Consider the following 23,729-nt stretch of genomic DNA (forward strand, 5'->3'; position numbering starts at 1 on the left):
AATGAAAACAGTCACCAAATCTCTTATAAGTTTAGCTGTAGGCTTTGCAGTTGGCGCTGGCGCTATTGGCTATGTAATGCAATCGACTGAAGTGTCTGATCGTTCATCGGGCAATGCAGAAAAAGAGCCGTTATATTGGGTGGCTCCGATGGATCCCAATTATCGTCGAGACAAACCAGGAAAGTCTCCAATGGGGATGGACCTTATTCCTTACTATGGCGATGATGCAGAAGAGAGTTCACCTGGTACGGTGAGAATTGATCCCGACGTTATTAATAACCTTGGGGTTACAACTGCAACCGTCACGTCCTCGAGACTCAACCTAGATATCGAAACAGTTGGCTATGTTCAGTTTGATGAGGACCGAGTATTAACAGTAAATCCCCGTGTTGAAGGCTGGATTGAGAAGCTTTTCGTAAAAGCGGTTGGTAACTCGGTTAAAGCCGGCGAGCCTTTATACAGTATTTACTCTCCTGAAATGGTTAATGCGCAAGAGGAGCTTGTATTGGCCTCGCAAAGAGGTAATCAGGTGCTAATTGATGCCGCTGAAGAACGCTTAAGAGCTCTGCAAGTCTCTGAATCTGAGATTAAGAAGTTAAAAGAAACTCGTAAAATTCAGAAAACAATCACGGTAAAAGCAAAGCAGTCCGGGGTATTGGATAGACTGACTGTGCGTGAAGGTGCGTTTGTAACGCCGAGTATGAATTTAATGACCATTGCTCAACTGGATAAAATTTGGGTTATTGCAGAAGTCTTTGAGAGGCAATTGAACCAGGTTGAGGTAGGCAATGACGTTCAAATGAACCTTGAGTATGCTCCAGGTAAAGACTGGCAAGGAAAGGTTGATTATGTCTATCCGTCACTTAACCCTAAAACTCGGACGGGACAAGTTCGAATTCTCTTCGACAACCCAGATGGTTTTTTAAAACCGGGCATGTTTGCGAATCTTAACATTAAGGCTGGTTTAGGCGACAAAAACTTAATCATCCCTAAAGAAGCGCTTATCCGAATGGGTGGTTCGAACCGAGTTGTACTGGCACTGGGTGATGGGAAATTTAAATCAGTTAATGTTGACGTTGGGCGGTTAGGGAGCTCGCGAGTTGAAATTTTATCGGGTCTTATGGCAGGTGATGACATCGTTACTTCAGCTCAGTTTTTGATTGATTCTGAGTCCAGTAAATCTTCCGACTTTAAACGTATGAACCACGACTCTAACACTGATAGCGAGAGCCACGACACTATGTTAAATGAAGCTGTATCAGTCGAAGCTGTCTGGGTTGAAGCAACCGTTAAAAATGTTATGCCTCAGCACTCGATGGTTACGCTGGAGCACGGTGAGATTTCTGAATGGGACTGGCCTGCAATGACGATGGACTTCGATGTTGCTTCGGATGTTGAACTTTCTCAGCTTAGCACGGGGTTATCCTTGCATGCGGAAATAACGCAAGTCGGGAAGCAACAGTACCAGCTCACATCGATTCATATTCCTGAGCAAAAACAAGTGACAGAGCAGGAGCATAACCATGATTAAGTCAGTCATTCGATGGTCAGTGAGTAACCGTTTTTTCGTTCTTCTGGCGACATTAATCCTCGTGGGTGTTGGTGCTTTTGCGGTTAAGAATACGCCCGTAGACGCACTGCCGGACTTGTCGGATGTCCAGGTGATCATTAAAACCAGCTATCCGGGTCAAGCGCCGCAGGTGGTAGAAGATCAAGTAACCTATCCATTAACAACCGCTATGCTGTCTGTCCCCGGCGCTAAAACCGTCCGTGGATATTCGTTTTTCGGCGACTCCTATGTGTATGTCATTTTTGACGAAGATACAGACGCTTACTGGGCGCGTTCGCGAGTACTGGAATATTTGTCTCAGGTTGCTCCGACACTGCCTTCTAATGCAAGACCGCAATTAGGCCCTGATGCAACAGGGGTTGGTTGGGTGTATTTGTATGCCTTGGTTGATCGTACGGGTAACCACAATTTGAGTGAGTTACGCAGTATGCAGGATTGGTTTTTAAAGTATGAACTGCAAACGGTCGAGGGGGTTTCGGAAGTTGCCGCCCTCGGCGGGATGGTAAAGCAGTACCAGGTGAAAGTGGATCCGGAGAAGCTGCGCGCATTCGATATTCCTCTTGCTCACATACAAAATGCTATCCAGCGAGGTAATCAGGAAGTGGGGGCGTCGGTGGTTGAAATGGCGGAAGCTGAGTATATGGTCCGGGCCTCAGGCTATATTGATGGTGTGTCAGACTTAGAGAGTATCCCGCTTGGCGTTGATGAAAATGGCACGCCATTATTGCTTAAAGACGTTGCTGATGTGGGTGTGGGCCCCCAAATGAGACGCGGTATCGCCGAACTCAACGGTGAGGGAGAAGCCGTGGGTGGTATTGTGGTAATGCGTTTCGAAGAAAATGCCCAAAAAACGATTGATGGCGTTAAACAAAAGTTGGAAGAATTAAAGTCTGGGCTACCAGAAGGTGTCGATATAGTCACTGTCTATGATCGTTCGGGGCTTATCTCGGATGCCGTGGAAAGTCTCTGGAAAAGTTTAATAGAAGAACTCGCTATTGTCGCGTTTATCTGTGTGATATTTCTCTTCCATGTCCGCTCCTCGCTGGTTGCCGTTATCAGCTTGCCTTTGGGTATTTTAACCGCGTTTATTGTCATGTATTGGCAAGGAATTAACGCGAATATTATGTCACTTGGAGGGATCGCAATCGCTATTGGCGCTATGCTCGATGGTGCCATCGTCATGATTGAAAATATGCATAAGCATATGGAAAAAACGCCACTGACAGCAGAGAACCGCTGGCGGGTGGTTGCCGCCTCTGCTTCAGAGGTGGGCCCTGCTCTTTTCTTTAGCTTGCTCATTATTACCGTCAGCTTTATGCCGGTATTTACCTTAGAAGCCCAGGAAGGGCGGATGTTTTCTCCGCTTGCTTTCACGAAAACTTACGCAATGGCAGCCAGTGCAGCCTTAGCGGTTACCGTTATCCCCGTGTTGATGGGATATTTTATCAGAGGAAAGGTAACACCTGAGGGGAAAAACCCGCTTAACCGGTTATTGATTGCCGGGTATAAACCGCTTTTAAAAGGCATTTTGAAATACCCCAAGACAGCAGTTGTCGGAGCGCTTGTTATCCTGGCCGTTGGTGTCTGGCCGATTGACAAAATTGGTAGTGAATTTATTCCAGATTTGGATGAGGGCGATTTGATGTATATGCCCACTACCTATCCCGGATTATCAATTGGTAAAGCAAGGGAGCTGTTGCAGCAAACCGACAAGCTCATAAAAACGGTACCGGAAGTGAAGACGGTTTTTGGCAAAATTGGTCGAGCGGATACCGCCACTGATCCGGCACCCCTAACGATGGTTGAAACCTTTATTCAACTGAAACCGAAAGATCAGTGGAGAGACGGTATGACCACTGAGAAGTTGAAAAAAGAACTGGATGCGCTTGTAAAGTTTCCGGGGCTGACAAATGCGTGGGTTTACCCCATTAAAACTCGCATTGATATGCTATCGACAGGTATCAAAACGCCGGTAGGTATAAAAGTTGCCGGAGCTGATCTTAATGAAATTCAGGCGATCGGCCAGCAGCTTGAAGCAATACTTGATGATGTAGATGGCACTGCTTCTGTTTATTCAGAGCGAGTGGCAGGTGGACGTTATGTCAAAGTTGACATAAAAAGAGAGCAGGCTGCACGTTATGGCTTGAACATTGAAGATGTTCAGCAGGTTGTTGCCACGGCTATTGGCGGGATGAATGTTTCAGAGACCATTGAAGGGCTCGAACGTTACCCGATAAACCTGCGCTACCCTCAAGATTACCGCGATTCACCGGAAGAATTAAAGACGCTACCTTTAGTTACGCCAGACGGGCAGCGTATTAGTTTGGCGGATGTGGCTGATGTCTACGTTGAACTCGGACCACCGGCAATTAAAAGTGAGAACGCGAGACTTAATGGCTGGACTTTTGTCGACATTGAGGGAGTTGATGTCGGCACTTATGTTGAAAAAGCAATGAAGGTTGTAGAACAAGAACTCGAGTTGCCAGCAGGGTATTCAGTTACCTGGTCCGGGCAGTACGAATATATGGAAAGGGCAAAGGAAAAACTGACTTACGTGATTCCGTTAACGCTCGCGATTATTATCGTTCTTTTATATATGAACTTTCGAAACGCTACAGAAATAGCCATTATATTGGGAACTTTGCCTCTCGCATTGGTGGGGTCAATCTGGCTAATGTATCTTTTAGATTATAATTTCTCAGTTGCTGTAGCGGTTGGTTTTATAGCTCTAGCAGGTGTCACTGTAGAAATAGGGATATTAATGCTGACTTATCTTAATCAGTCCTATAACGAATACGAACAACGCCAACTAGAGCAAGGTAAAGCTTTGACTAAAGACGGTGTTTCTCGCGCTGTAATGGAAGGGGCTGGGCTTCGTGTTCGTCCTGTCATGATGACGGCGGTTTCTACAATTGCTGGTCTATTGCCTATCATGTTCAGTACAGGAACTGGTGCTGAAGTGGTTAGCCGAATAGCCGCCCCGATGGTTGGAGGAATGATCAGCGCTGTTATTCTAACCTTGCTCGTGTTACCCGCTGTTTACTACTTGTGGCGTGGGCAAAAGGTTAAGCGTGTATAAGACCAATTATTTTAGTTAAGAGACGCACATCATTGATCTTGATCAATGATGTGCGCTAACAAGTATGCTAGGTTAAAATTCGGGATTGGGGACACACATATGGCTCAAACAAAATTTTTAGTTGTGCTTATGCTAGGAATAGTGATTCAACTATCCTTCCCAGCTGCTCCTGTCTATAATACTGCCTCCAGCGCAGAGCACGTAATCAACGTTAATCAGGCAGATGTTGCAAACGAGAGAAAAAGCAACATTCATTGTGATGACGACGAACAACCTGCCAGTAAAACGTGCTGTTATTGTTTAACTGACTCTGCTGATACATGTTTAATGGATGCGGGGTGCAACTCTGCAAGCTCACCTTTAGTATTAATTCCGTTCAATTTGCCAATAAAGTCAATTGGTTACTTGCAGCATCCTCTTTCATATGAAGGGAATGTTAAGCAAATGTCTTTTGATATTTTTAATCCTCCGAAATAGCTCCTGCTGAATTTCAATTAAAACTTTTTTCGAAATTTAATCATGCTAGATAGAGCTCTTAAGTTAAGTGACTTAAGGCTTGTAGGAGAATATATGAACCTATCTAAAATCACCGCTATTTTTGATCAACTTCGGCAAGACGCAGTGGAGGAGACTCTGGTTGGGTGTGGCGTTAGCGGCTTTACATTGTTTCCTGTTCGAGGTCGAGGCTATTACTTCGATAGTTATAACGATGATCACTTAGTTGAGCACGTACAGCTCGAAGTTTATGTGAACAGTGATGACGCGCGTGACGTTGCGTTTTTGGTAGTTGAAGCGGCCCATACCGGGGTATCTAACGAGGGCTTAGTCTGTATCTCGCCAATAGATGAATTGCTTTGGGTTCACGACAAACGAGCAGCGACTGATAAAGAACTCTCGTTACAACGTTAATATCGCGGCAACGTCGACTGAAGCATATTGGTAGTTTTAATAAATAGGACAGTACTGATGTCAACTAACGATCATAGAGCCGGAGTGCGGGAAATTAACTTAGTCAATCGCACGTTAAAGCTAAACACTGAGAGTGTGAAAAAAGTTCGCGAAGCGATTAACGAAATCGATCGCTTGGTTGGTCTTGATAGCGTTGCCTACGACTCTGACCAGAACTTGTTATCGGTCGCTTATGATGCCTCTAAAGTCGATTTGACTATGATAGAGGAAAAGCTCGGAATATTTGGTGTTGAAATAAATAGTGGCTGGTGGACTCACTTGAAAGAGGAATACTACAAATTTATTGATCAAAATATTAAAGATAATGCAGAGCATACACCGTGGAGTTGCCACAGAAGCCCGCCACGTACCAAAAGCAAACGAAAGTAACAATTAATTATAGGTAAGGAGTAAAAAATGCAAATAGAAACAATCAAAGATGTACTGAGTTGGACCGTTGATTTCCACAAAAACCTGAAGGAGTGTGTGACTCACTGCTCTAAACAAAACCAAGATGAACGAGCTCGGATGATTCTAAGCTACGTGTCGGGTCATGAAGCTAGCTTAGAGCGAATGGTTGAAGGTTTTTTGAATACAGCCAACCTAAATGCATTAGACACTTGGTGTTATGACTATATTGGGAAACATCCCATCGTTGAGCATGGACACTGTGATTCGCCTTTTAAAGAGTTAGATACCGATCACATTATGGAGAAGGTTGTAAACCATCATGAGCAAGTCATAGAACTGTATGAACACCTATATTCCCGTGTTGATATAGATAGCGCAAAAGAGCTGCTAGAAACGGTAAAGAACGTTGAAGAAAATGAAATTAAACGAATGGTGCAAACTGCGAATCGATTTTCGGATATGTAGTGAGTGACGGTTTTATCGTTGGTACTTTGCGGGAAATAGCTGTTGCTTGGCTCGTTTCCCGTCAATAAGGAGCACTGGTATGGGTGTAAAAACTGAGGACGTTCGTAGTCGTTCCATTGAGGAACTCATTATCGAGGGAGCCGGTTGCGCGAGTTGTGTTGGCAAAATCGAAAATGCATTAAAGTCTGTATCCGGCGTGGAAAATGCAGAGATGAACTTTGCCCAGCGAACGGTCAGTGTGACTGGAACAGCAAATCCGAGCGCTTTAGTGAAAGCAGTAGAGAGGGCGGGGTATAGCGCTAAAGTAGCCACGTCCGAAAGTGACGGTGACGCGTTGGCAGAAAAAGAGCAAGCCGACTGGGCTTATTACAAGCGGCTGATGCGGGAGATGACCGTTGCGCTGTCGTTAGGTGTACCTCTCATGATTTATAGCCTTTTTGTTGGTGAAATGACGGTGACCACTGCCACAGAGCGTGTGACATGGTTAGTCGTAGGTATTCTAACGTTAGGTGTACTTTACTTTTCGGGCAAACACTTCTTCGTCGGTGCCTGGCAATCTTTGAAAAATCATTCCGCTAATATGGATACGCTGATCGCACTTGGTACTGGTACCGCCTGGTTGTATTCCATGGTGGTTGTATTGGTTCCGCACCTGGTTCCGGAAATGGCGCGTCACGTATACTTTGAAGCGACCGCAATGATTATCGGTTTGATCAATTTGGGGCTGGCACTTGAACTGAAAGCTCGTGGGCGCACGTCCGAAGCCATAAAACGTCTCATTGGTTTGCAGGCGAAAACCGCAAGGGTGATTCGTGACGATAAACAATTGGATATCGCTATCGAAGACGTACTCGAGGAGGACGTAGTACGTGTTCGTCCCGGAGAAAAAATCCCTGTTGATGGAAAAGTTATAGAGGGAAGTACCACCGTTGATGAATCTATGCTAACGGGTGAACCCATGCCCGTGGAAAAATCAGTTGGTGATGACGTTGTGGCGGGCACGATAAATAAAAGTGGTTCCTTTTTGTTTCAAGCGACAAGAGTCGGAAAAGATACAGCACTTGCTCAAATTATTAACATGGTGAAACGGGCGCAAAACTCTAAGCCCCCAATCGGTCGTCTTGCCGATATTATTTCAGCTTACTTTGTGCCAGTCGTTATGATTATCGCTGTTATCAGTGCTCTAGCTTGGCTTAACTTTGGGCCTGAGCCGGCACTGGCCTTTGCTGTGGTATCAGCGACCACTGTCTTGATTATTGCTTGCCCTTGCGCATTAGGCCTGGCGACGCCTATGTCGGTAATGGTGGGTGTAGGAAAAGCCGCAGAGGCAGGTGTGCTGATTCGCAATGGCGAAGCATTGCAAACAGCGTCGAAAGTATCGGCTATGATCCTGGATAAAACGGGCACCATTACACTTGGTTCTCCTAAAGTCACCGACGTATTAGTAGCGAGTGAGTACGATGAGCAAACCGTACTGCAACTTGCAGCGACACTTGAGTCTGGCTCTGAACATCCGCTAGCACAGGCGATAGTTGAGTCAGCCAGGGAAAGAGGGATTAAGACAAGTAAGGTCTCGAACTTCAACGCCATCGCTGGTCATGGCGTGGAGGCAGAAGTTGACGGGAAGTCCCTCCTTTTCGGTAATGAAAAGCTGTTGCGTGAACGTCAAGTTGAGCTCGGTAACTTTGTTGAAAAAGCCCAAGGCTTAGCTGCTGAAGCTAAGACGCCTATGTACTTTGCCGTTGATAATGAGTTAGCTGCAATTATTGCAGTTGCCGACCCGATAAAAGACGACTCCGTAGCCGCCATTAAACGTTTGCAAGATAACGGTGTGCGAGTAGTGATGCTTACTGGTGATAATCGCGCGACAGCAGAAGCAGTTGCTGAAAAAGTAGGAATTAAAGAATTTTTCGCTGAAGTTCTGCCGGAAGAAAAATCAAAAAAGGTTCAGGAGCTGCAGATGGAAGGCGAAATCGTTGGCATGACGGGAGATGGTATTAATGATGCGCCAGCACTAGCTATTGCCAATGTAGGCTTCGCGATTGGCACGGGAACGGACGTCGCTATTGAAAGTGCTGATATTACATTGATGCGCGGGTCGTTGCACGGGCTTGCCGATGCGGTCGCGGTGAGCAAGGCCACACTGAGCAACATTAAACAAAACTTATTTGGTGCTTTTATTTACAACGTAGCAGGTATTCCTTTTGCCGCAGGTGTTCTGTATCCATTTTTTGGAATGCTGTTGAGCCCGGTTATTGCAGGTGCAGCAATGGCTTTTTCTTCGCTTACGGTAGTGAGCAACGCTAACCGGTTACGCTTTTTCAAAGCCAAGAAATATTAATGCACCTTTTAACATTGGCGCATTCAGGAGAATAAATATGTTATTTATTAATATTGCTGGTATCGCTCTGATCGCACTGATCGTCTGGTGGTTTTGGCTTTACACGCCCAAGCAGATGAAGCTGGGAGAAGGTGATTGGGTGATTGCCGTCGAAAACGGCACCTACTCGCCTTCGAGAATAAACGTACCTGAAGGTAAGCCGGTTGAACTCAGGTTTCTGCGGAAGGATCAATCGCCTTGCTCTGAAACTCTGCTTATCCCTGACCTGGAAATCAGTGAAACGTTGCCTTTTAACAAATTAAAGCCAATTCAAATACCAGCGCTGGAACCCGGAGAGTACGACTTTCATTGCCAGATGCAAATGTATCGGGGAAAGCTAGTTGTCGGTTAAATGGCTTAAAACGTCCAGGTCACAATATGAGCTTTAAAAGTTTCCCGTTAGATTCGATGAAATTCAATTTCATCGAAGGCATTGAAGAATTCGGCGATGAATACTGCCGTTATATGGGATCTACGTCAGCGTGGGTTCCAAGATTTAATTATAGTGAAATAACGTCAAATTAATGAAACCAATACAATTTGGTCATAATCAAGAGGGTAATAGAATGAAAAAAGTACTTTCAGCTTTAACTATCACAGCTTTAATGGCCTCTCCTGTCTTTGCTGATGCTCAGCATAAACATGGTGATGATAAAACAGGTTCAATGAGTGGAATGATGCATCATGAAAAAATGACATCAATGAATGAGCACATGCAAGAAATGCGCGAAGCTATGGAAAAAATAAAAAGCGAATCCGATCCCAAGAAACGTAAAAAACTAATGGAAGAACACATGAAGTCAATGCAGAAGGGAATGCAAATGATGAACCATGGGATGGATAAAGGCATGAACAAAGGAGAACATAAAAAGGGAGACAAAGCAGAGCAAATGGGCAAAGAGAATATGATGAATAAAATGAAAATGATGGAGCATCGAATGGATATGATGCAAAAGATGATGGAGCAAATGATGGAACACCAAAGTGAGGAAATGAAGCAGGGTAGTTAAGCGATATAAGGCATTCGCTTAAGATTAAGTGCGGTTATTTATAGGAATAAGTAGCCGCGAGACTGTAAAAAATTTTGTGTAAATGGCTGTTTGCACTGTTAAATCCGATCCTGATACATGATCTCGAATTGCGCCATGGCCGGTTTCCAGTTGCGTATGGGCATCGTCCACTTTTTCGATGCCTGATGCAAGGCTAAGTACAATACCTTCATGATGGCCTCATCATTCGGGAACGACCGGCGAGTCTTGGTAATTTTACGCAATGACGCGTTCAGCGATTCGATGGCGTTAGTGGTGTAGATAGCCTTACGTATCTCCGCCGGGTATTCGAAGAATACGCTTAAGCGTTCCCAGTTTGCCCGCCATGAGCGGCTTATGGTCGGATGCTCTTCATCCCACTTTTCAGCGAACTCTTCCAGCGCCTGCTCTGCTGCAGCGCGGGTGGCAGCACCATAAATTAGCTTTAAGTCAGCTGCGATGATCTTGCGTTGCTTCCAGTTTACGTAACGCAGAGAGTGACGAATTTGATGCACGATGCACAGCTGTACCTGAGTCTTCGGGTAAACCGCTTCAATGGCTTCGGGGAAGCCCTTCAGGCCATCGCAACAGGCGATAAAGATATCATCGACGCCGCGATTTTTAAGCTCGTTCATCACAGATAACCAGAATTTAGCGCCTTCGGTTTGCGCCATCCACAGGCCAAGGAGCTCTTTTTCACCGTCGGTGTTAATACCAAGCGCCAGGTAGACTGACTTATTTTGAACAACGCCAGAGTCACGGCTGCGAACCACCAGGCAATCAAGGTAAACGACCGGGTAAAGCTTTGCCAGTGGTCGATGTTGCCAGGCCTTTACTTCGTCCATCACCTCGTTTGTAACCTGAGATATGAATGTGGGAGATACTTCAACACCGTAGGCTTCTTCAAGGTAAGCCTGGATATCCCGGGTAGTCATGCCTCTGGCATAGAGCGCGACGATGCGCTCATCGAATCCGTTAAGCTGACGTTCACCTTTGCGAACCAGTTTAGGCTCAAAGCTACCGTTGCGATCACGGGGAATATCCAGCTCGACGTCACCGTTGGTGCTACGAACAGCCTTCTTGGTTTTACCGTTGCGGGAGTTACCGCTGTTATTGCCGGCCGCATCATTTGGGGCGTAGCCTAAATGGGCTTGCATCTCGGCTTCTAAAGCGCGTTCAGCGACCTTCTTGGTAAGCTGCTTGAGCAGCCCAGCTTCACCTAAAATGTCGTCGGGTGAGTCACAGCCATCAAGCAGCTGATCGATGAGTTTGTCTGATATTGGCATTCTGATATCCTTCTTCGATATTGCTAAGAATGCCATTTACACAGATATTTTTACACTCTCTGGTTCACGGTAAATTTTCTGGTTTCGAGTGGAATTTCAGTTTTGTATTTTGGTCACTTCACTTTTTATGAAAAGAGTAGCTCTGAGCAGAGCTACTCTGGAACTGGTAGTTTACTTTTTTAATTCAACCATATCATTAACTTTAACCTCGCCAGAGACTAGCTCAACACTAGCAAAATGCTCGTTGATAATTTCTTTAATACGAACCCTACCTACCCTTTCCATTTTATAGGGATCTTCTCCCTCAATAGTTGAAAGCTTAGGATTAAATCGAATTACATTCAATTCTTGATCAATTGATGCGCCATGCTTACTGCCAACGCAAACAACGATCTTCTGATCCGTTTTTTCAACAATTTGACCTCTCATAAAAACGTCATGATTTATGCCCGTATTACTGCAAGCACTTAAAAGTAGTGTCGTAAGTACTATTAAAAAAAATCTAATTTGTGTGTTTAAGTTATTCATAGTATTTCTCTGTCTGAATTTAAAAATTGATCATGGGTGGAACGAGAGTCATAGATAATTCCTGACTACTATTTAAACGAAAAGGGTGTAGTGGTCAAGAAAAACTGGCCACCGGTTTATAGTTAATCCAGTATTTTTGCTCTGCCTGATTCGGGCTCAAACCGTTATTATGCTGATGCGGCCGAAGTTGGCTGTAATACCCGATTAAATATTTCAGTATATGATTTTGTGCCTGAGTATATGAACGATAACCATATGTCGGCATCCATTCTATCTTCAGACTTCTGAAAAAGCGCTCCATTGGCGCATTATCCCAGCAGTTGCCCCGTCGGCTTAAGCTTTGTTTTATCTGGCATTTCCAGAGCGTCTGACGGAACTTCCTGCTCGTATAATGGCTGCCCTGGATGCCCTTCTAAGTGTCAAGTCGTTATTTGAATACTAGTTATAATCGTATTTCTATTTTTTAATAGGTAGTAATGGTAAGGCCTGATTTTTCTAGACACCTTCTACCTGCCTAAAATATTCACGCTCGAAGTTGTTCGGTGACATTCTGTCATTTTTCGTATGGCGTCGAGTTGGATTATAAACCATCTCGATATAATGAAATACCGCCTGCTTTGCTTCGGCGCGGTTTGGATAAATACGACGGCGTATTTTTTCCTTCTTTAAATTACTAAAAAAGCTTTCTGCCACTGCGTTGTCATGGCAATTACCACGTCGACTCATACTTGGCTTAATATCGTATGCATTAAGTAACTTTCTGAACTGGCGACTGGAATACTGAGAGCCTTGGTCGGAATGAAGTTTTACCTGCTGCTTCGGTTTTCGACGCCAGTACGCAGCGGTTATCGCCTGCATAGCCAGATCTTCAGTCATTCTGTCGCTCATCGACCAGCCAACTATGTTCCGTGCGAATAAATCCATGACGACAGCCAGGAACAAGAAGCCCTCGTGGGTTTTGATATAGGTAATATCGGTTACCCACCACTGATTGGGATGATCGACATTAAATTCTCGGTTTAGCTCGTTATCAGCAACGATGTCGGTTTTACCACCGTAGTAACCGCTTGGTACGCTATAACCGCGTTGTGCGCAGATGCCTTCTTTTTGCATGAGTCGTAAAATTCGATCGCGGCCGCAGTATTCGTCGGCATCACGAAAATCCAGATAGATATTCCGGTAGCCGTGAAAGCCACCGCTCTCAATCCAAAACTGCTTTATCTTTTGTGATAGCTTTTGGTCTTCGCGCTCACGCTTGCTGACCGGCGACTTAAGCCAATCATAGTAGCCGCTGGGGTGAATGCTCAACGCACGACACATGATCCTGACAGGATAGCGTGATGAACGAGATTTTATGAATCGGTACCGTTCTTTGACTCGCCGGCAAAGAACACCGCTGCTTCCTTTAATATATGCCTTTCTTGCTCGGAGCGTTTCAGCTCCCGTTTTAGCCGCGCGTTCTCGGCACGAAGGTCTTCCTCTTCTTCTCGCTTTTCGGTTGGCTTAGAGAAGCGTTTTAGCCAGCCATACAACGTCTTTGTGCTGATCCCCAAACGTTCTGAAACGTCGGCAACGCTATAACCATGGACCGAGACCTGATTCACTGCTTCTTGTTTAAACTCATCTGAGTATCGAATACCTTTACCCATGTTTTTCCTCTTATGGTTTAAGTTACATTGTTACCATAAAAGGTGTCGGGAAGTCTCAGGCCTTACCACCGGTAGCTGGGGCCTGAATGTTGTCTTGCAGGCCCGGCAGGTGTATCGGCGGCGGACCACCCAGAGAGTGACCCGCTTGCCGTGGATGGGCAGATCACGATAGGTAACATCACGCTTGCCGAACCGCACGAACTCACCCTGCACGCCGCATTCCTCGCAGGCGATGGGATCGGGCACGTCCACCTGGAAGTGCATTTCGTCGTCGGTTGATTTGCAGCCCAGTACTTGGTATTGCGGCAGGTGAAGGATGTTGTCGGGAAGTTCGGTCATGGTGTTGTATAGGCGTAGGTGTCAGTCAGATCCATCCGGCTCGGCATTGGTGTTTGCTTTTTTACCCAACAAGCTGCTGGAAACGAAAAGTAAGGCACCGAGGACAATTGCAATATCAGCCAGGTTGAAGGCCGGCCAATGCCAGTCTCGCCAATAGAAATCAAAGGAATCCACAACATAGCCGCGAAAGACCCGGTCAATCAGGTTGCCCATGGCGCCACCGAGGATAAGACTGTAAGCGATGGCTTCTCCTTTATGACGATTTTCAAGGATCAGCTTGATCAGAAAAATCGAGACCACTACCGCGATTCCGATAAAAAAGTAGCGCTGCCAGCCTCCACCATTCGCAAAAAGACTGAATGCGGCACCGGTGTTCCATAGGTGCACCCAGTTAAAGAACGGGGTCACCGAAACATACTCGCCATAGGCCATTGATTGCTGCACCAGCCACTTTACAGCCTGATCAGACGCTGCCAGCAGGCCCGATATGGACAATAGGGCATACGGCGAGAGCTTTTTGCCAATAATGAGCATTATTTAACCCTTCAACGCCAAAATGCGTCTGGCACCGTTAAGTACAATGCCCCCCGCGATGGTGCCGATAATCAGATCCGGATAATTGGAACCGGTCCACGCGACCAGGGCGCCGGCGGTGATGACCCCCAGGTTGATCACCACGTCGTTGGCCGAGAATATCCAGCTTGCCTTCATGTGCGCCCCGCCTTCCCGATGTTTGGATATGAGCAGCAGACAACTGGTATTGGCAATCAATGCGACGAATGCGATAGCCATCATCACCAGCGATTCAGGCTCACTACCGAATACAAAGCGTCTCACCACCTCTATGAGTACGCCAACAGCCAAGATCAGTTGCAGGACACCCGCAAGATGGGCAGCACGTAGCTGCATTTTCACGCTGTGACCAACCGCATAAAGGGCAAGCCCGTACACGGCCGCATCGGCAAAATTATCCAGGGACTCTCCAATCAGGCCGGTGGACTGGGCGATCAGACCGGCAGTCATTTCCACCACGAACAGAAGTGCATTGATGCCGAGCAACCAGCGCAGGGGTCCCGGAGTCTTGCTTAGCAGAAGCTGCCGACAACTCGGCGGCCTTGATGGTCTCCGGATTTGCAGCGACGGTTTCCTGAAGCGAGGCGCCTAGCCCCAAGGTCTTCAGTTTCGAGGTGACGGGCTCGACTCGCCATCATGCACGACCTTCAGCCGGCGGTTCGACAAGTCGAAGGACAGCGCCCGAATCTCCTCAAAGCCGTTCAGGGCCAGGCGAATCATTCGTTCTTCTGATGGACAGTCCATCTTCGGCACGGCATAAACACTGACCCATCTCCCTGGCGCCTCGGAGGAGGCCTGTATATCGGTATCCGCTGCGGACGTTGCATCACCGCCACAGGCGCCACCACAGGATTTGCTCATGATACGACTCCACTTGAACAATGTTGTGGTACCATTTTAAACTATAAAGCTACTATAAGGTCAATAGAGTAAAGAATCCGTTGGGGAGGAGGCTGATGCGCATTGGTCAGTTGGCGCAGTTGGTAGGGGTCGAAACACAGACGATCCGCTTCTATGAACAGCAGGGCTTGTTGCCGCCGCCTGATCGGCAGGACAACGGTTACCGTGTCTATACCGAGAAGCATGGTGAGGGGCTGGCCTTCATCCGTCGCTGCAGAATCCTGGGCCTGTCACTGGCTGAGATTCACGAACTACAGAGCTATCAGGACGACCCTCATCAGCCTTGTACCGCCGTCAACGCCTTGCTCGATGATCACATCTCTCATGTGCGGTCGCAGATAACCGCTCTGCAAGCGCTTGAGAAACAACTCGTTTCACTGAGAGCGAGTTGCAACGATGACCGGGAAGTTGAGGCGTGTGGGGTTCTTGCTGGAATTAGCGAAGGAAACATGCACCAGCAGTAGGTGAAGCATCAACCAGATAATCCGCTTACCCTGACTGAACCATCGGAAGCTGACAAGCGTGTGACCACGCGTATCAAGGATGCACTCAATCACATAGACGTCCCCGTGCTTGACCACATCGTAGTAGGTCAAGACACGGTTTCGTTTGCTGAAAGGGGGTTGTTGTAGATGTAATGCAACTAAGCACGTAGCAGAGGTTTTCCCTGGGCCTCTGCTACGTTGCTTGGTGCCTTATGCTGGCGCTTTATTTTTTGCCAGCTTAGAGCTCGAATAAAACGATGGGCGATTCATTCTGTATAGCGTGGTGTCTTCCTTGCAGATATAGCTGTAATGCTCGAATGCGGCTCTCATAACTGGGTTGTCGCTGGAGACGTCACCTGTTAAGTGGCGGTTGGGCGTTGGTGAACTGTGTATGAGTACCTCTGTTGAACGCTCATCCAATTTGACCACCGAATGCCACGAGTCTCTTATCATTTTTCCAAGAGCCGAGTCGTCGTTGGGCCCAAGGTTTTTTATACACCTGAAAACGTCGTTATTAACGAAGAGAATGACGTGGTAATGCTCGTGTAGTGCCATTACTTTTTGCTCCACTTTCACGGCGTAGCGAAGCCTGCATGAACGAAAACGACCTTCCCGTTTAAATTTCTGTTTTAGATGCCTGTTTATGCGAGCTCTTACAGCGTCAATAAAGCGTTTGATGGGGTTATCTACTTCAATAGGTATCCCTGATAAAGGAACCTTAAGGTCAAAACGAACCGCTAGTGTTCTGTGATGATGGTTTAACGCACTTATCATCGTTGCATAGAGCCCGTCTAGGTTCTGTTCAATGTAAGGTGCATTGCTTCGTTTAAGTTTAAACCCTTTGTATGTTGGTTCATGGTAGAGCTTCAGGTTGTGATTGTATTTACTACGCTTACGATTTGTCATTTAGACCTCCAGTTGCAGTTAAGCTCATAGGAGATCTGATCCTGTAATCTTTAACCATAAGTCAGACGGTAAGCTTGGGGCTTACCTATCACTGGCTAAGCATTGGTTACTAGACGTACCAATGAATGATGTACTGGTTACTTATATTACTATTACAGCCAAGCACATTACTCGGCTACGCGGTGTTTTGTAATTAAAATCACAGTGGTTCCCTATGACTTGGCGGAAGAGGGTGCACAGCTAACTTAGCAGGAGCACTATGATCAACCTCGCCTAATAACAACGTCACGTCTGACTGTTCGGCATTAGTGCTGTGAGTAAGTAACAAGCGGCATCCAAATTGCGGATTCTTTTTTTCGGCGTTAAACAAGTCCTGGTCGGTGATGAACCTTTGAGTATTAAACGCAACCTCAACGGCTGATTTGACTAACCATTCAGCTAAATAGTCTCGAGCGCTTCTTAACAGCTCTCTTGCCTCAGATTCATACTGATCGTCAGCGATAGCAGATTGGGCCGCTTCGGTACTCTCCGCTTCTAATGCTTTCTGTTGAATTTTGACTCGCTTGGCGATACGAAGAAATATCTTGCTCACTTTCCGATAATGGGATTCTTCGTCAAGAAAAATCTCCAGGAGTCGATTGTTTAGCATATCGCGTAAGCTCTTTCTTTCTCCCTGTTGCAATGAGTTGGGGTCCTTTCTTAGTTGCTCTATTAACCCAGGGGAGTGTCTGAATTCGTTAATTAAGATTATTTCTGCGGTCTCCATAACAGCCCAACTAATATGCTGTCTATCAATATCGTCTAGCGTCCTGCGCTCATCCAGTAAAATGAGTGCTAGGCGGTGCTTACTATTGCTATTACTAGTGACATAACGAAGCATGTCTACAGAGCCCAGCTTATGAGCCAATTTGTCAAACCACGCTATCCATGCTTGATATGAGTTAGTACGAACGCATTCTGCTGCTGACGATAAGCTAAAAGGGTGATTGGCCGCTAAAAGCTGTTCGTTTTTCCAATATGAAGAATGGTTAGAGTTAACAAAACGATATGCTCGGTTAATGAAGTAAACGGTGGGTAGACGCTTTAAAGAGCGGCTGCCATTGTAGCCGGGAATTGTTTTGATGATGATTTTTTTCGCTTTCAGCTTTTTGAGTATACGAAGAAGTTGATCCCGTGATACGCCTGTCGAATTGCAGATGTCACTATTAAAAAAGCCCTGAGTCACTCCAGTTGTATCAGACTTATAAACAAGGAAGGCTAAGACCATTCGTTCGGGGACACTGAGTTTTTCAGGCTTCTTGTTAGGCAAAGAAAGCCTTCCAGATTTTATAAATTCGTGAAGTGGCTTAGGTGGTTTTATTAGTTGATTAGACTTGGGGTTGCCTTTTATTCGGAAGCACTTAACCAAGACTTCAGAAGTACCATTAGCATGATATGTGGTTATTATTTTGCGTTCGGTCAGGCTTTCTATTGCTTGCTTAACCAAGTGGTAGCTAATACCGAATTCGTTATAGTAGTTCTTAGTTGGTATCCCGTCTGCTTTCCTATAATGAAGTATATAAAGCACTAACCTAGCGTATGACGTCAACGGCCGCTGACTATCGCTTGATATAGTTCGGTCTTGTGGATTTTGATGAAACAAACGGTCTAATATTGTATTCGCGCTTTGGTCCATGTGTTTAAATAGCTACCTATATGTATTTATTAAAAATCACGAAGTGACATCACTAAGTGACAAGTGTTAAAATAGCATCTATATTTATTTAAGTGAAGGTGTGGACGTAATGAATGAAGAACAGATAGAGAAAGAGTCTTTTGACTTATGCCACGCGTTAGGAATAAGAAATGATGAAGAGCAGCAGTGGCTATCCAATTATTTGAAATCTACTGTTGGCTTAGATAACGCAATGGTTACTTATTTAGTTACTGGTAATAAACTTTGGGAGCAGAGCACGGCTCATAATGACCCAAGAGAAAAACGATTTAAAAGAATAAAAAGTGCATTAACCAGTCGGCGTAATAGAAAGAAAAAAAAGCAAAATAAAGTGGCTATATCGGCTTGGATCGAACATAGCACACGACGCGAATTTGATCGATTTATGGTGTCCAAAGGTTACTTGATTTCGGATGGCTTAGACTCAATTATAAAAATGGGTATTGATAACTTTCGTGATTACTATGAGGATGAAATTCAAAAGCATAAAGAGCATATTCAGGAGGAATATGCGAAGCGCCTCGAGAAAGCAAAGGACATCAATACAACACAGCGTAATCGAGAGAATCAAAGTCTGAAGAGAATACGGAAATTTGTGTTAGATGAGTTCATTGACAAGTACTCAGCGAAAGCGATAGCTCGAGGTATTGCATTACAGGCATTGGCGAAGGATCTAGATGGCCTGATTGACAGAGAATTTGATGAGGACACTCGCAATAATTTTAAGCTGGTCGCAGGTGCCTTAGAAGAAAATATTGAGCAGATGTATGGTACTGTGAAAAAGTATCGTAATTTGCAGAAAATCACTAACCTAGGTGAGCTCGATGACTATAATAAGTCAAGTGAGCAGCTCGGAAAGAAAGCTAAGAGGCAAGAGAAAAAGCTGAATAAGGAACGAGGAGACAGCTGATTCATCAAGCTCGACTTTTAGTATTCCATTATGTATTCCAAAGCTTGTCTGCTTTATATTAAATGATTTATTACCTGTGTCGTATCCGTAGCTCGCGCCTCTGGCGCGAGTGGGAATTAGCAATTAGAAAGCTCGGTACCTCGACCAGAACAAATCGTGGCCCAGATGATCAGGTGGTTTAAGCAGCATTGGGGTTAACCCGCCGTGCTGCTCGGTGTCGATAACAAGGAGGACGTTCACATGCGACAAATTCTCTACATTGCCCATGGCGGTGGGCCCATGCCGTTATTAGCGCAAGACGATAGTCATGATAGCCTTAACAACGCGTTGCGGGATATTGCAGCGCGGATGCCAACACCCGATGCGATTGTCGTGGTCAGCGCGCATTGGGAAGCCGATATCCCGCATGTAACGACGGCACAGCAGCCCGAGTTGATTTATGATTACTATGGCTTTCCACCGGAATCATATCAAATCAGTTACCCGGCTCCCGGCGAACCGGGTCTGGCGAAGGAACTGCTGGGTGCAATCACCGCAGCCGGTATTGAGTCGGTGGGCGAGCCAGAACGTGGTTTTGATCATGGACTATTTGTGCCGCTGAAGCTGATGTTCCCGCAAGCGAACATCCCTTGCGTGCAACTGTCGTTGATGAATACACTTGATGCTGAAGCTCATATCAGATTGGGTAATGCGCTAACCCATCTTGATTACGATAACTTGCTAATTCTCGGCTCCGGTTTTTCATTTCATAATATGAAAGCGTTCTTTGCCCAGGGTGATACCGGCGCCGATCGTAAAAATGCGGAATTCCAGCAATGGCTTGAGTATGTCTGTAGCAGTGGTGCGCTGACGGAGCAACAACGCTCGGAAAAGCTGAGCCATTGGCATGAGGCACCTCACGCGAGGTTTTGTCATCCGCGTGAAGAGCATTTATTACCTCTGCATGTTTGCTATGGCGCGGCAGGCAGAGCTTGTGATGAAGTAATTTCTGTCAGCGCGCTGCATAAAGAGGCGCGGATGTGTTACTGGCAATTAACCTAATAGGAATGATTTACCTTAACCTATGAAAATAACTCCAGGTATTTACGCGCACTACAAAGGTAACCGTTATCGCGTCATTGATACGGTAACCCACAGCGAAACCGAAGAAACGCTGGTACTTTACCAGCCGCTTTATGGTGAGCAAAAACTGTGGGTGCGGCCCTATGATATGTTTACCGAATCGGTCGAGGTTGAAGGGCAATCGGTGCCTCGGTTTCGGTTAGTAAAGGAATAGTCGAGCGGCATGCAAAAATTATATTTAACCTATATTGGTGGCACTGCACCGGGCGCTAATATTGAACTACACGATGTACGCTTTGTGGTGGGTGAACGTATCGAACAAACGTATCCGGCCATTCGCGCCGGCTGGTTCGGTACGCAAAAAGGCTTACATCTGGACAGTTATGTGCACCTTCACCATGTCGATGGCTACCGCATTGAATTGGCAGAAGAACCTCAGTCTGATACGACTAGAAAACTCTATTTCGTAAACTTTGGCGGCTATTTCGACGGTAAATTAGCGGAGTTTCATGATTTTACGGTGGTGGTTGCTGATTCTGCCGCTACGGCAAAACAATTAGCGAAAGCGCAGGTCATGGCCACCGGACTTGCGGGCGCAGAGCAGCTACACAAAGATGACCTAATTGCGGTGGATGATTGCCTGTGTGTGGATCTCGTCGATAATTATCACGTCCACTTGCATCACGATGGCCAGCAGCAGGCGTTAGTGCCGGACTGGAAGGGCTACCAGCCGTTACCTTAAAGTGTGGTGACGGCCCAAAATATAGGCTATTATATGACCATAATATAGATCTAAATAGAGGTCATAATGCGTCAAGTACTCGCTGACTTTTCTGTCAGTATTTCAGAATTAAAGAAAAACCCATCGGCTTTGATTGCAGAGGCAAGCGGCTCACCGGTCGCAGTACTCAATCACAACAAGCCGGCTGCTTATCTGATTCCTGCCGCAACCTATGAAGCGTTAATGGATACCATCGAGGATTACGAACTTGGTAAGCTCGTAGAGGAGCGTCGTAACGATAAAGATCAAGCCGTCTCGGTATCGTTGGATGACCTATAAGTTAAAATTTATTCCAGCGGCTTTAAAAGAGTGGAATAAGCTGGGTTCGGCGGTTAAGAGCCAGTTCAAAAAAAAGTTGGCAGATCGTTTGAAGCAGCCGCGAGTTTTAGCTGATAAGTTAAGTGGTTACGACGCTGTCTACAAAATTAAGCTGCGGTCAGCGGGATACCGGTTAGTTTATGAGGTAGTCGATGATGAGTTAATTTACATTTTACTTTCAACACGATGGCAATACCATGATTAAAGTCTCACAACGCGTCGAAATTCCGGAGCATGAAATTGAGTGGCAGTTTATTCGCTCCAGCGGTGCGGGTGGACAAAACGTCAATAAAGTTGCCACCGCCGCGCAGCTGATTTTCGATATTCAGGCGTCTTCGTTACCGGATTTTTATAAACAGCGGCTGTTAAAACGCGCTGATCACCGTATTACGCAAAGCGGCAAAGTCATTATTAAGTCGCAAGAAACGCGCAGTCAGGTGCGTAATCGTGAGTTGGCGCTGGAGCAGTTGATTGAGCTCATTCGCAGCGTCTCGCGGGTGCAGAAAAAACGTATTGCCACTAAGCCCAGTCGTGCGGCGAAAGAAAAGCGTATACAGAAGAAAAAACAACAGGGCCAGAAGAAGGCCCTGCGGAAGAAAGACTTTTAACGCGCTGACTTATTTAAATGCTGGTAACGTTAATGGTGCGAGAGACTAGTTATTTACGTGACCAGTACATCACTGATATTTGCGTCGATCTTCAAGGTTGCCAGCTCATCAGCGCGGGTTTTGCCGCGGGTTAGTATGCCAATGGGCTGGCCTTGTTCATTTGCCTGTCGGGCAAAGCGGTAACCGGAAAACACCATCAGTGATGAACCGACTACTAATAATCCGGCACTTTCGGCTAGCGCTTGTCGAGCTTTGGCGACGCGTTCTTTGGGTACGGTATCACCAAAATACACCACATCCGGTTTGAGTAGGCCTCCACAATTAAGGCAGTCGGCAATCGAAAAACGGGAGAAATCCACGTCGATGTCGGCATCGCCGTCGGGTAATGCAGTGGCATCGAGGTCGGCAAACTCCGGATTGAGCGCCAGGCAGCGCTCATGCATGTCGATGCGCGGCGAGCGAGCGCCGCAGTCCATGCAAATCATGTCGTTAGCGTAGCCATGCAAATTTATGACGTCTGTGGCACCTGCTTTTTGGTGCAGGCCATCAACGTTTTGGGTAATAATGGTGCCGATTAGCCCCTCATTCTGCATCTGTGCAAGTGCCTTATGTGCTGGATTCGGCTGTGCATTATAAAGCACCGGCCAGCCGTGCAGCGAACGCGCCCAATAGCGCTTGCGCAACGCTTCGTCGGTCATAAAGTCACGATGCTGCATCGGTGGAGCGCTTTTCCAGTTGCCGTTATGGTCACGGTAGTCAGGGATCCCCGACGCGGTGCTTAAACCGGCGCCGGTCAATACGGTCAACGGTTTGTTTTTTGCTAAAAACTGCTGAAGTTTTTCTCGGTCGTCCAACATCGGTTAAAGCTCATCCCGGCAGTTCTCGCTGGGAAACTCCAGCTCGATGGTGGTGTGGCTGAGTTTATAGGCTGCTAAGCGATGGTCGATCAGAGCTTTCAATTCACTGTATTCGGCGGCGGTTAAATCGCGCGCGACCACTAAATGTGCGGTTAATACGTGGGACTCGCCATCCAGTGACCAAAAGTGCAGGTGGTGGATATCGGTGACGTCCGGCAGGTCCGCTAACACCTGCTCGACATCTCGGTAAAGTGCATGGTCAGGGTTGGCCTGTACGAATAATTTGATGGTTGCCCAAAGGTTACGTAGCACGTTAACCAGGATAAACAGCGTGAAGGCAATGGATAGCAGTGGATCCAAAATCGGCCAGTCGACAAACAGCAACACAATGGCGACGATTAAGACGGCGACCCAGCCTAGTACATCCTCTAACAGGTGCCAGTTGATGACTCGTTCGTTGAGCGTTTTACCCGCAGATAATTTATAGGCCGCAAAGCCATTAACGGCGATGCCCAATATCGCCAGCCCGATCATGCCCTCGGCTACTGGCATGGTGGGGTTCCACAGGCGCGGGATTGCTTCTGTTAATACCCACACCGAGCCGGCAATTAACACCACGGCATTGATAAATGCACCGACCAGACTCAGGCGTTTGTAGCCATAAGTAAAGCGGTGGTTGGCTTGTTTATTGCCCAACTTGCTCAAAATCTAGGCAAGCCCTAACGAGATGCTATCGCCTAAATCATGCACGGCATCCGCTAAGATGGCGGTACTGTTCGTTAATACCCCACCAATAAACTCAATGATGGTAAAGACAAAATTGAGCACAAAGGCCCAGCCCAACCGCTCCGATGGCAAATGGCTATGATCATGGCTATGGCCGTGCGAATGATTGTGGTGATGACTCAAAAGAACTCCGTTGTTTGTCAGTC

At 46.4% G+C, this 23,729-nt stretch carries 24 protein-coding genes and 5 pseudogenes; 18 read left to right on the forward strand and 11 right to left on the reverse strand.

The genetic code is table 11. The features are described from left to right. Position 1 precedes the first annotated feature (1 nt). The 9 genes from KZ771_RS02615 (at position 2) to KZ771_RS02655 (ending at position 9,863) form a co-directional block, all read left to right on the forward strand. Positions 2–1,531, forward strand: a complete 1,530-nt coding sequence (locus KZ771_RS02615) for an efflux RND transporter periplasmic adaptor subunit (RefSeq protein WP_290654284.1) — start codon at positions 2–4, stop codon at positions 1,529–1,531. Further along, the gene (locus KZ771_RS02620; RefSeq protein ID WP_290654285.1) at positions 1,524–4,649 is read left to right on the forward strand and encodes an efflux RND transporter permease subunit; all 3,126 of its coding nucleotides are present in this window, start codon (positions 1,524–1,526) and stop codon (positions 4,647–4,649) included. The genes KZ771_RS02615 and KZ771_RS02620 overlap by 8 nt, the downstream gene beginning before the upstream one ends. A gap of 99 nt (positions 4,650–4,748) precedes the next feature. Next, positions 4,749–5,126 (forward strand): hypothetical protein, encoded by a 378-nt coding sequence (locus tag KZ771_RS02625; RefSeq protein ID WP_290654286.1) that lies wholly within the window; start codon positions 4,749–4,751, stop codon positions 5,124–5,126. 93 nt (positions 5,127–5,219) lie between these two features. After that, positions 5,220–5,558, forward strand: coding sequence for a P-II family nitrogen regulator (locus tag KZ771_RS02630; RefSeq protein ID WP_034818190.1), 339 nt, complete (start codon positions 5,220–5,222; stop codon positions 5,556–5,558). 57 nt (positions 5,559–5,615) lie between these two features. Continuing rightward, positions 5,616–5,987 carry a hypothetical protein gene (locus KZ771_RS02635; RefSeq protein ID WP_034818188.1) on the forward strand — a complete coding sequence of 124 codons (372 nt, stop codon included), beginning with the start codon at positions 5,616–5,618 and terminating at the stop codon, positions 5,985–5,987. A gap of 27 nt (positions 5,988–6,014) precedes the next feature. Then, entirely contained in the window at positions 6,015–6,473 is a 459-nt protein-coding gene (locus KZ771_RS02640) for a hypothetical protein (RefSeq protein ID WP_006956218.1), read from the forward strand. 79 nt (positions 6,474–6,552) lie between these two features. After that, positions 6,553–8,814: a heavy metal translocating P-type ATPase gene (locus KZ771_RS02645; protein WP_290654287.1), complete on the forward strand. Its 2,262-nt coding sequence runs from the start codon at positions 6,553–6,555 to the stop codon at positions 8,812–8,814. A 37-nt stretch (positions 8,815–8,851) separates the two neighbouring features. Next, positions 8,852–9,205, forward strand: coding sequence for a cupredoxin domain-containing protein (locus KZ771_RS02650; RefSeq protein WP_034818182.1), 354 nt, complete (start codon positions 8,852–8,854; stop codon positions 9,203–9,205). Positions 9,206–9,419: 214 nt separating this feature from the next. After that, positions 9,420–9,863 carry a hypothetical protein gene (locus KZ771_RS02655; RefSeq protein WP_011234467.1) on the forward strand — a complete coding sequence of 148 codons (444 nt, stop codon included), beginning with the start codon at positions 9,420–9,422 and terminating at the stop codon, positions 9,861–9,863. Between the two features lie 98 nt (positions 9,864–9,961). Here the strand turns inward: KZ771_RS02655 and KZ771_RS02660 are convergent, their stop codons facing one another. From KZ771_RS02660 to KZ771_RS02690, 7 genes and pseudogenes are all read right to left on the reverse strand, one after another. Further along, on the reverse strand, positions 9,962–11,167 hold the full coding sequence (locus KZ771_RS02660; protein WP_290569042.1) for an IS256 family transposase: 1,206 nt from the start codon (positions 11,165–11,167) through the stop codon (positions 9,962–9,964). A 171-nt stretch (positions 11,168–11,338) separates the two neighbouring features. Then, positions 11,339–11,695 (reverse strand): hypothetical protein, encoded by a 357-nt coding sequence (locus KZ771_RS02665; RefSeq protein ID WP_290654288.1) that lies wholly within the window; start codon positions 11,693–11,695, stop codon positions 11,339–11,341. Positions 11,696–11,789: 94 nt separating this feature from the next. After that, positions 11,790–12,098, reverse strand: a pseudogene (locus KZ771_RS02670) (integrase core domain-containing protein); the annotation flags it as partial. A gap of 92 nt (positions 12,099–12,190) precedes the next feature. Further along, positions 12,191–13,344 (reverse strand): IS3 family transposase gene (locus KZ771_RS02675; protein WP_290654289.1). Its coding sequence is split into 2 segments (ribosomal slippage): positions 12,191–13,089 and positions 13,089–13,344, totalling 1,155 coding nucleotides; the frame shifts between segments, so codons are not numbered across the junction. A 69-nt stretch (positions 13,345–13,413) separates the two neighbouring features. Then, positions 13,414–13,683, reverse strand: a pseudogene (locus tag KZ771_RS02680) (transposase family protein); the annotation flags it as partial. 21 nt (positions 13,684–13,704) lie between these two features. Continuing rightward, on the reverse strand, positions 13,705–14,217 hold the full coding sequence (lspA, locus tag KZ771_RS02685) for a signal peptidase II (protein ID WP_004863699.1): 513 nt from the start codon (positions 14,215–14,217) through the stop codon (positions 13,705–13,707). Between the two features lie 3 nt (positions 14,218–14,220). Continuing rightward, positions 14,221–15,117 (reverse strand): annotated as a pseudogene (locus KZ771_RS02690) (cation transporter). Positions 15,118–15,212: 95 nt separating this feature from the next. Here KZ771_RS02690 and cadR point away from each other — a divergent pair. Both cadR and KZ771_RS02700 read left to right on the forward strand, forming a co-directional pair. Beyond that, positions 15,213–15,620 (forward strand): Cd(II)/Pb(II)-responsive transcriptional regulator, encoded by a 408-nt coding sequence (gene cadR / locus KZ771_RS02695; RefSeq protein WP_004364961.1) that lies wholly within the window; start codon positions 15,213–15,215, stop codon positions 15,618–15,620. A 15-nt stretch (positions 15,621–15,635) separates the two neighbouring features. After that, positions 15,636–15,788, forward strand: a pseudogene (locus KZ771_RS02700) (JAB domain-containing protein); the annotation flags it as partial. 63 nt (positions 15,789–15,851) lie between these two features. Here the strand turns inward: KZ771_RS02700 and KZ771_RS02705 are convergent. Both KZ771_RS02705 and KZ771_RS02710 read right to left on the reverse strand, forming a co-directional pair. Next, positions 15,852–16,547 carry an inovirus-type Gp2 protein gene (locus KZ771_RS02705; RefSeq protein WP_290654290.1) on the reverse strand — a complete coding sequence of 232 codons (696 nt, stop codon included), beginning with the start codon at positions 16,545–16,547 and terminating at the stop codon, positions 15,852–15,854. A gap of 199 nt (positions 16,548–16,746) precedes the next feature. Beyond that, entirely contained in the window at positions 16,747–18,033 is a 1,287-nt protein-coding gene (locus tag KZ771_RS02710; protein ID WP_290654291.1) for a hypothetical protein, read from the reverse strand. 298 nt (positions 18,034–18,331) lie between these two features. Between KZ771_RS02710 and KZ771_RS02715 the strand changes: the two genes are divergently transcribed. The 7 genes from KZ771_RS02715 to arfB all read left to right on the forward strand — a co-directional run bounded on the left by KZ771_RS02715 (position 18,332) and on the right by arfB (position 21,940). Then, entirely contained in the window at positions 18,332–19,171 is an 840-nt protein-coding gene (locus tag KZ771_RS02715) for a hypothetical protein (protein WP_290570434.1), read from the forward strand. A gap of 240 nt (positions 19,172–19,411) precedes the next feature. Further along, positions 19,412–20,212 carry a class III extradiol ring-cleavage dioxygenase gene (locus KZ771_RS02720; protein ID WP_290570435.1) on the forward strand — a complete coding sequence of 267 codons (801 nt, stop codon included), beginning with the start codon at positions 19,412–19,414 and terminating at the stop codon, positions 20,210–20,212. 22 nt (positions 20,213–20,234) lie between these two features. Continuing rightward, on the forward strand, positions 20,235–20,447 hold the full coding sequence (locus tag KZ771_RS02725; RefSeq protein ID WP_290570437.1) for a DUF1653 domain-containing protein: 213 nt from the start codon (positions 20,235–20,237) through the stop codon (positions 20,445–20,447). Between the two features lie 9 nt (positions 20,448–20,456). After that, the gene (locus KZ771_RS02730; RefSeq protein ID WP_290654292.1) at positions 20,457–20,975 is read left to right on the forward strand and encodes a DUF1543 domain-containing protein; all 519 of its coding nucleotides are present in this window, start codon (positions 20,457–20,459) and stop codon (positions 20,973–20,975) included. Between the two features lie 66 nt (positions 20,976–21,041). Beyond that, the gene (locus KZ771_RS02735; RefSeq protein ID WP_290654293.1) at positions 21,042–21,293 is read left to right on the forward strand and encodes a type II toxin-antitoxin system Phd/YefM family antitoxin; all 252 of its coding nucleotides are present in this window, start codon (positions 21,042–21,044) and stop codon (positions 21,291–21,293) included. Beyond that, positions 21,283–21,537 carry a type II toxin-antitoxin system RelE/ParE family toxin gene (locus KZ771_RS02740; RefSeq protein ID WP_290654294.1) on the forward strand — a complete coding sequence of 85 codons (255 nt, stop codon included), beginning with the start codon at positions 21,283–21,285 and terminating at the stop codon, positions 21,535–21,537. Before KZ771_RS02735 ends, KZ771_RS02740 begins: the two co-directional genes overlap by 11 nt. Further along, positions 21,530–21,940, forward strand: coding sequence for an alternative ribosome rescue aminoacyl-tRNA hydrolase ArfB (arfB, locus tag KZ771_RS02745; RefSeq protein WP_290654295.1), 411 nt, complete (start codon positions 21,530–21,532; stop codon positions 21,938–21,940). The genes KZ771_RS02740 and arfB overlap by 8 nt, the downstream gene beginning before the upstream one ends. 53 nt (positions 21,941–21,993) lie before the next feature. On the opposite strand, the gene KZ771_RS02750 is transcribed toward arfB, so the two are convergent. Next, complete coding sequence (locus tag KZ771_RS02750; protein WP_290654296.1) at positions 21,994–22,797, reverse strand: NAD-dependent protein deacetylase; 804 nt, start codon at positions 22,795–22,797, stop codon at positions 21,994–21,996. A gap of 3 nt (positions 22,798–22,800) precedes the next feature. Next, positions 22,801–23,655 (reverse strand): annotated as a pseudogene (locus KZ771_RS02755) (cation diffusion facilitator family transporter). Positions 23,656–23,729: the final 74 nt, after the last annotated feature.

The sequence above is a fragment of the Idiomarina sp. genome (genome assembly GCF_019431395.1).
Taxonomy (GTDB): Bacteria; Pseudomonadota; Gammaproteobacteria; order Enterobacterales; family Alteromonadaceae; genus Idiomarina.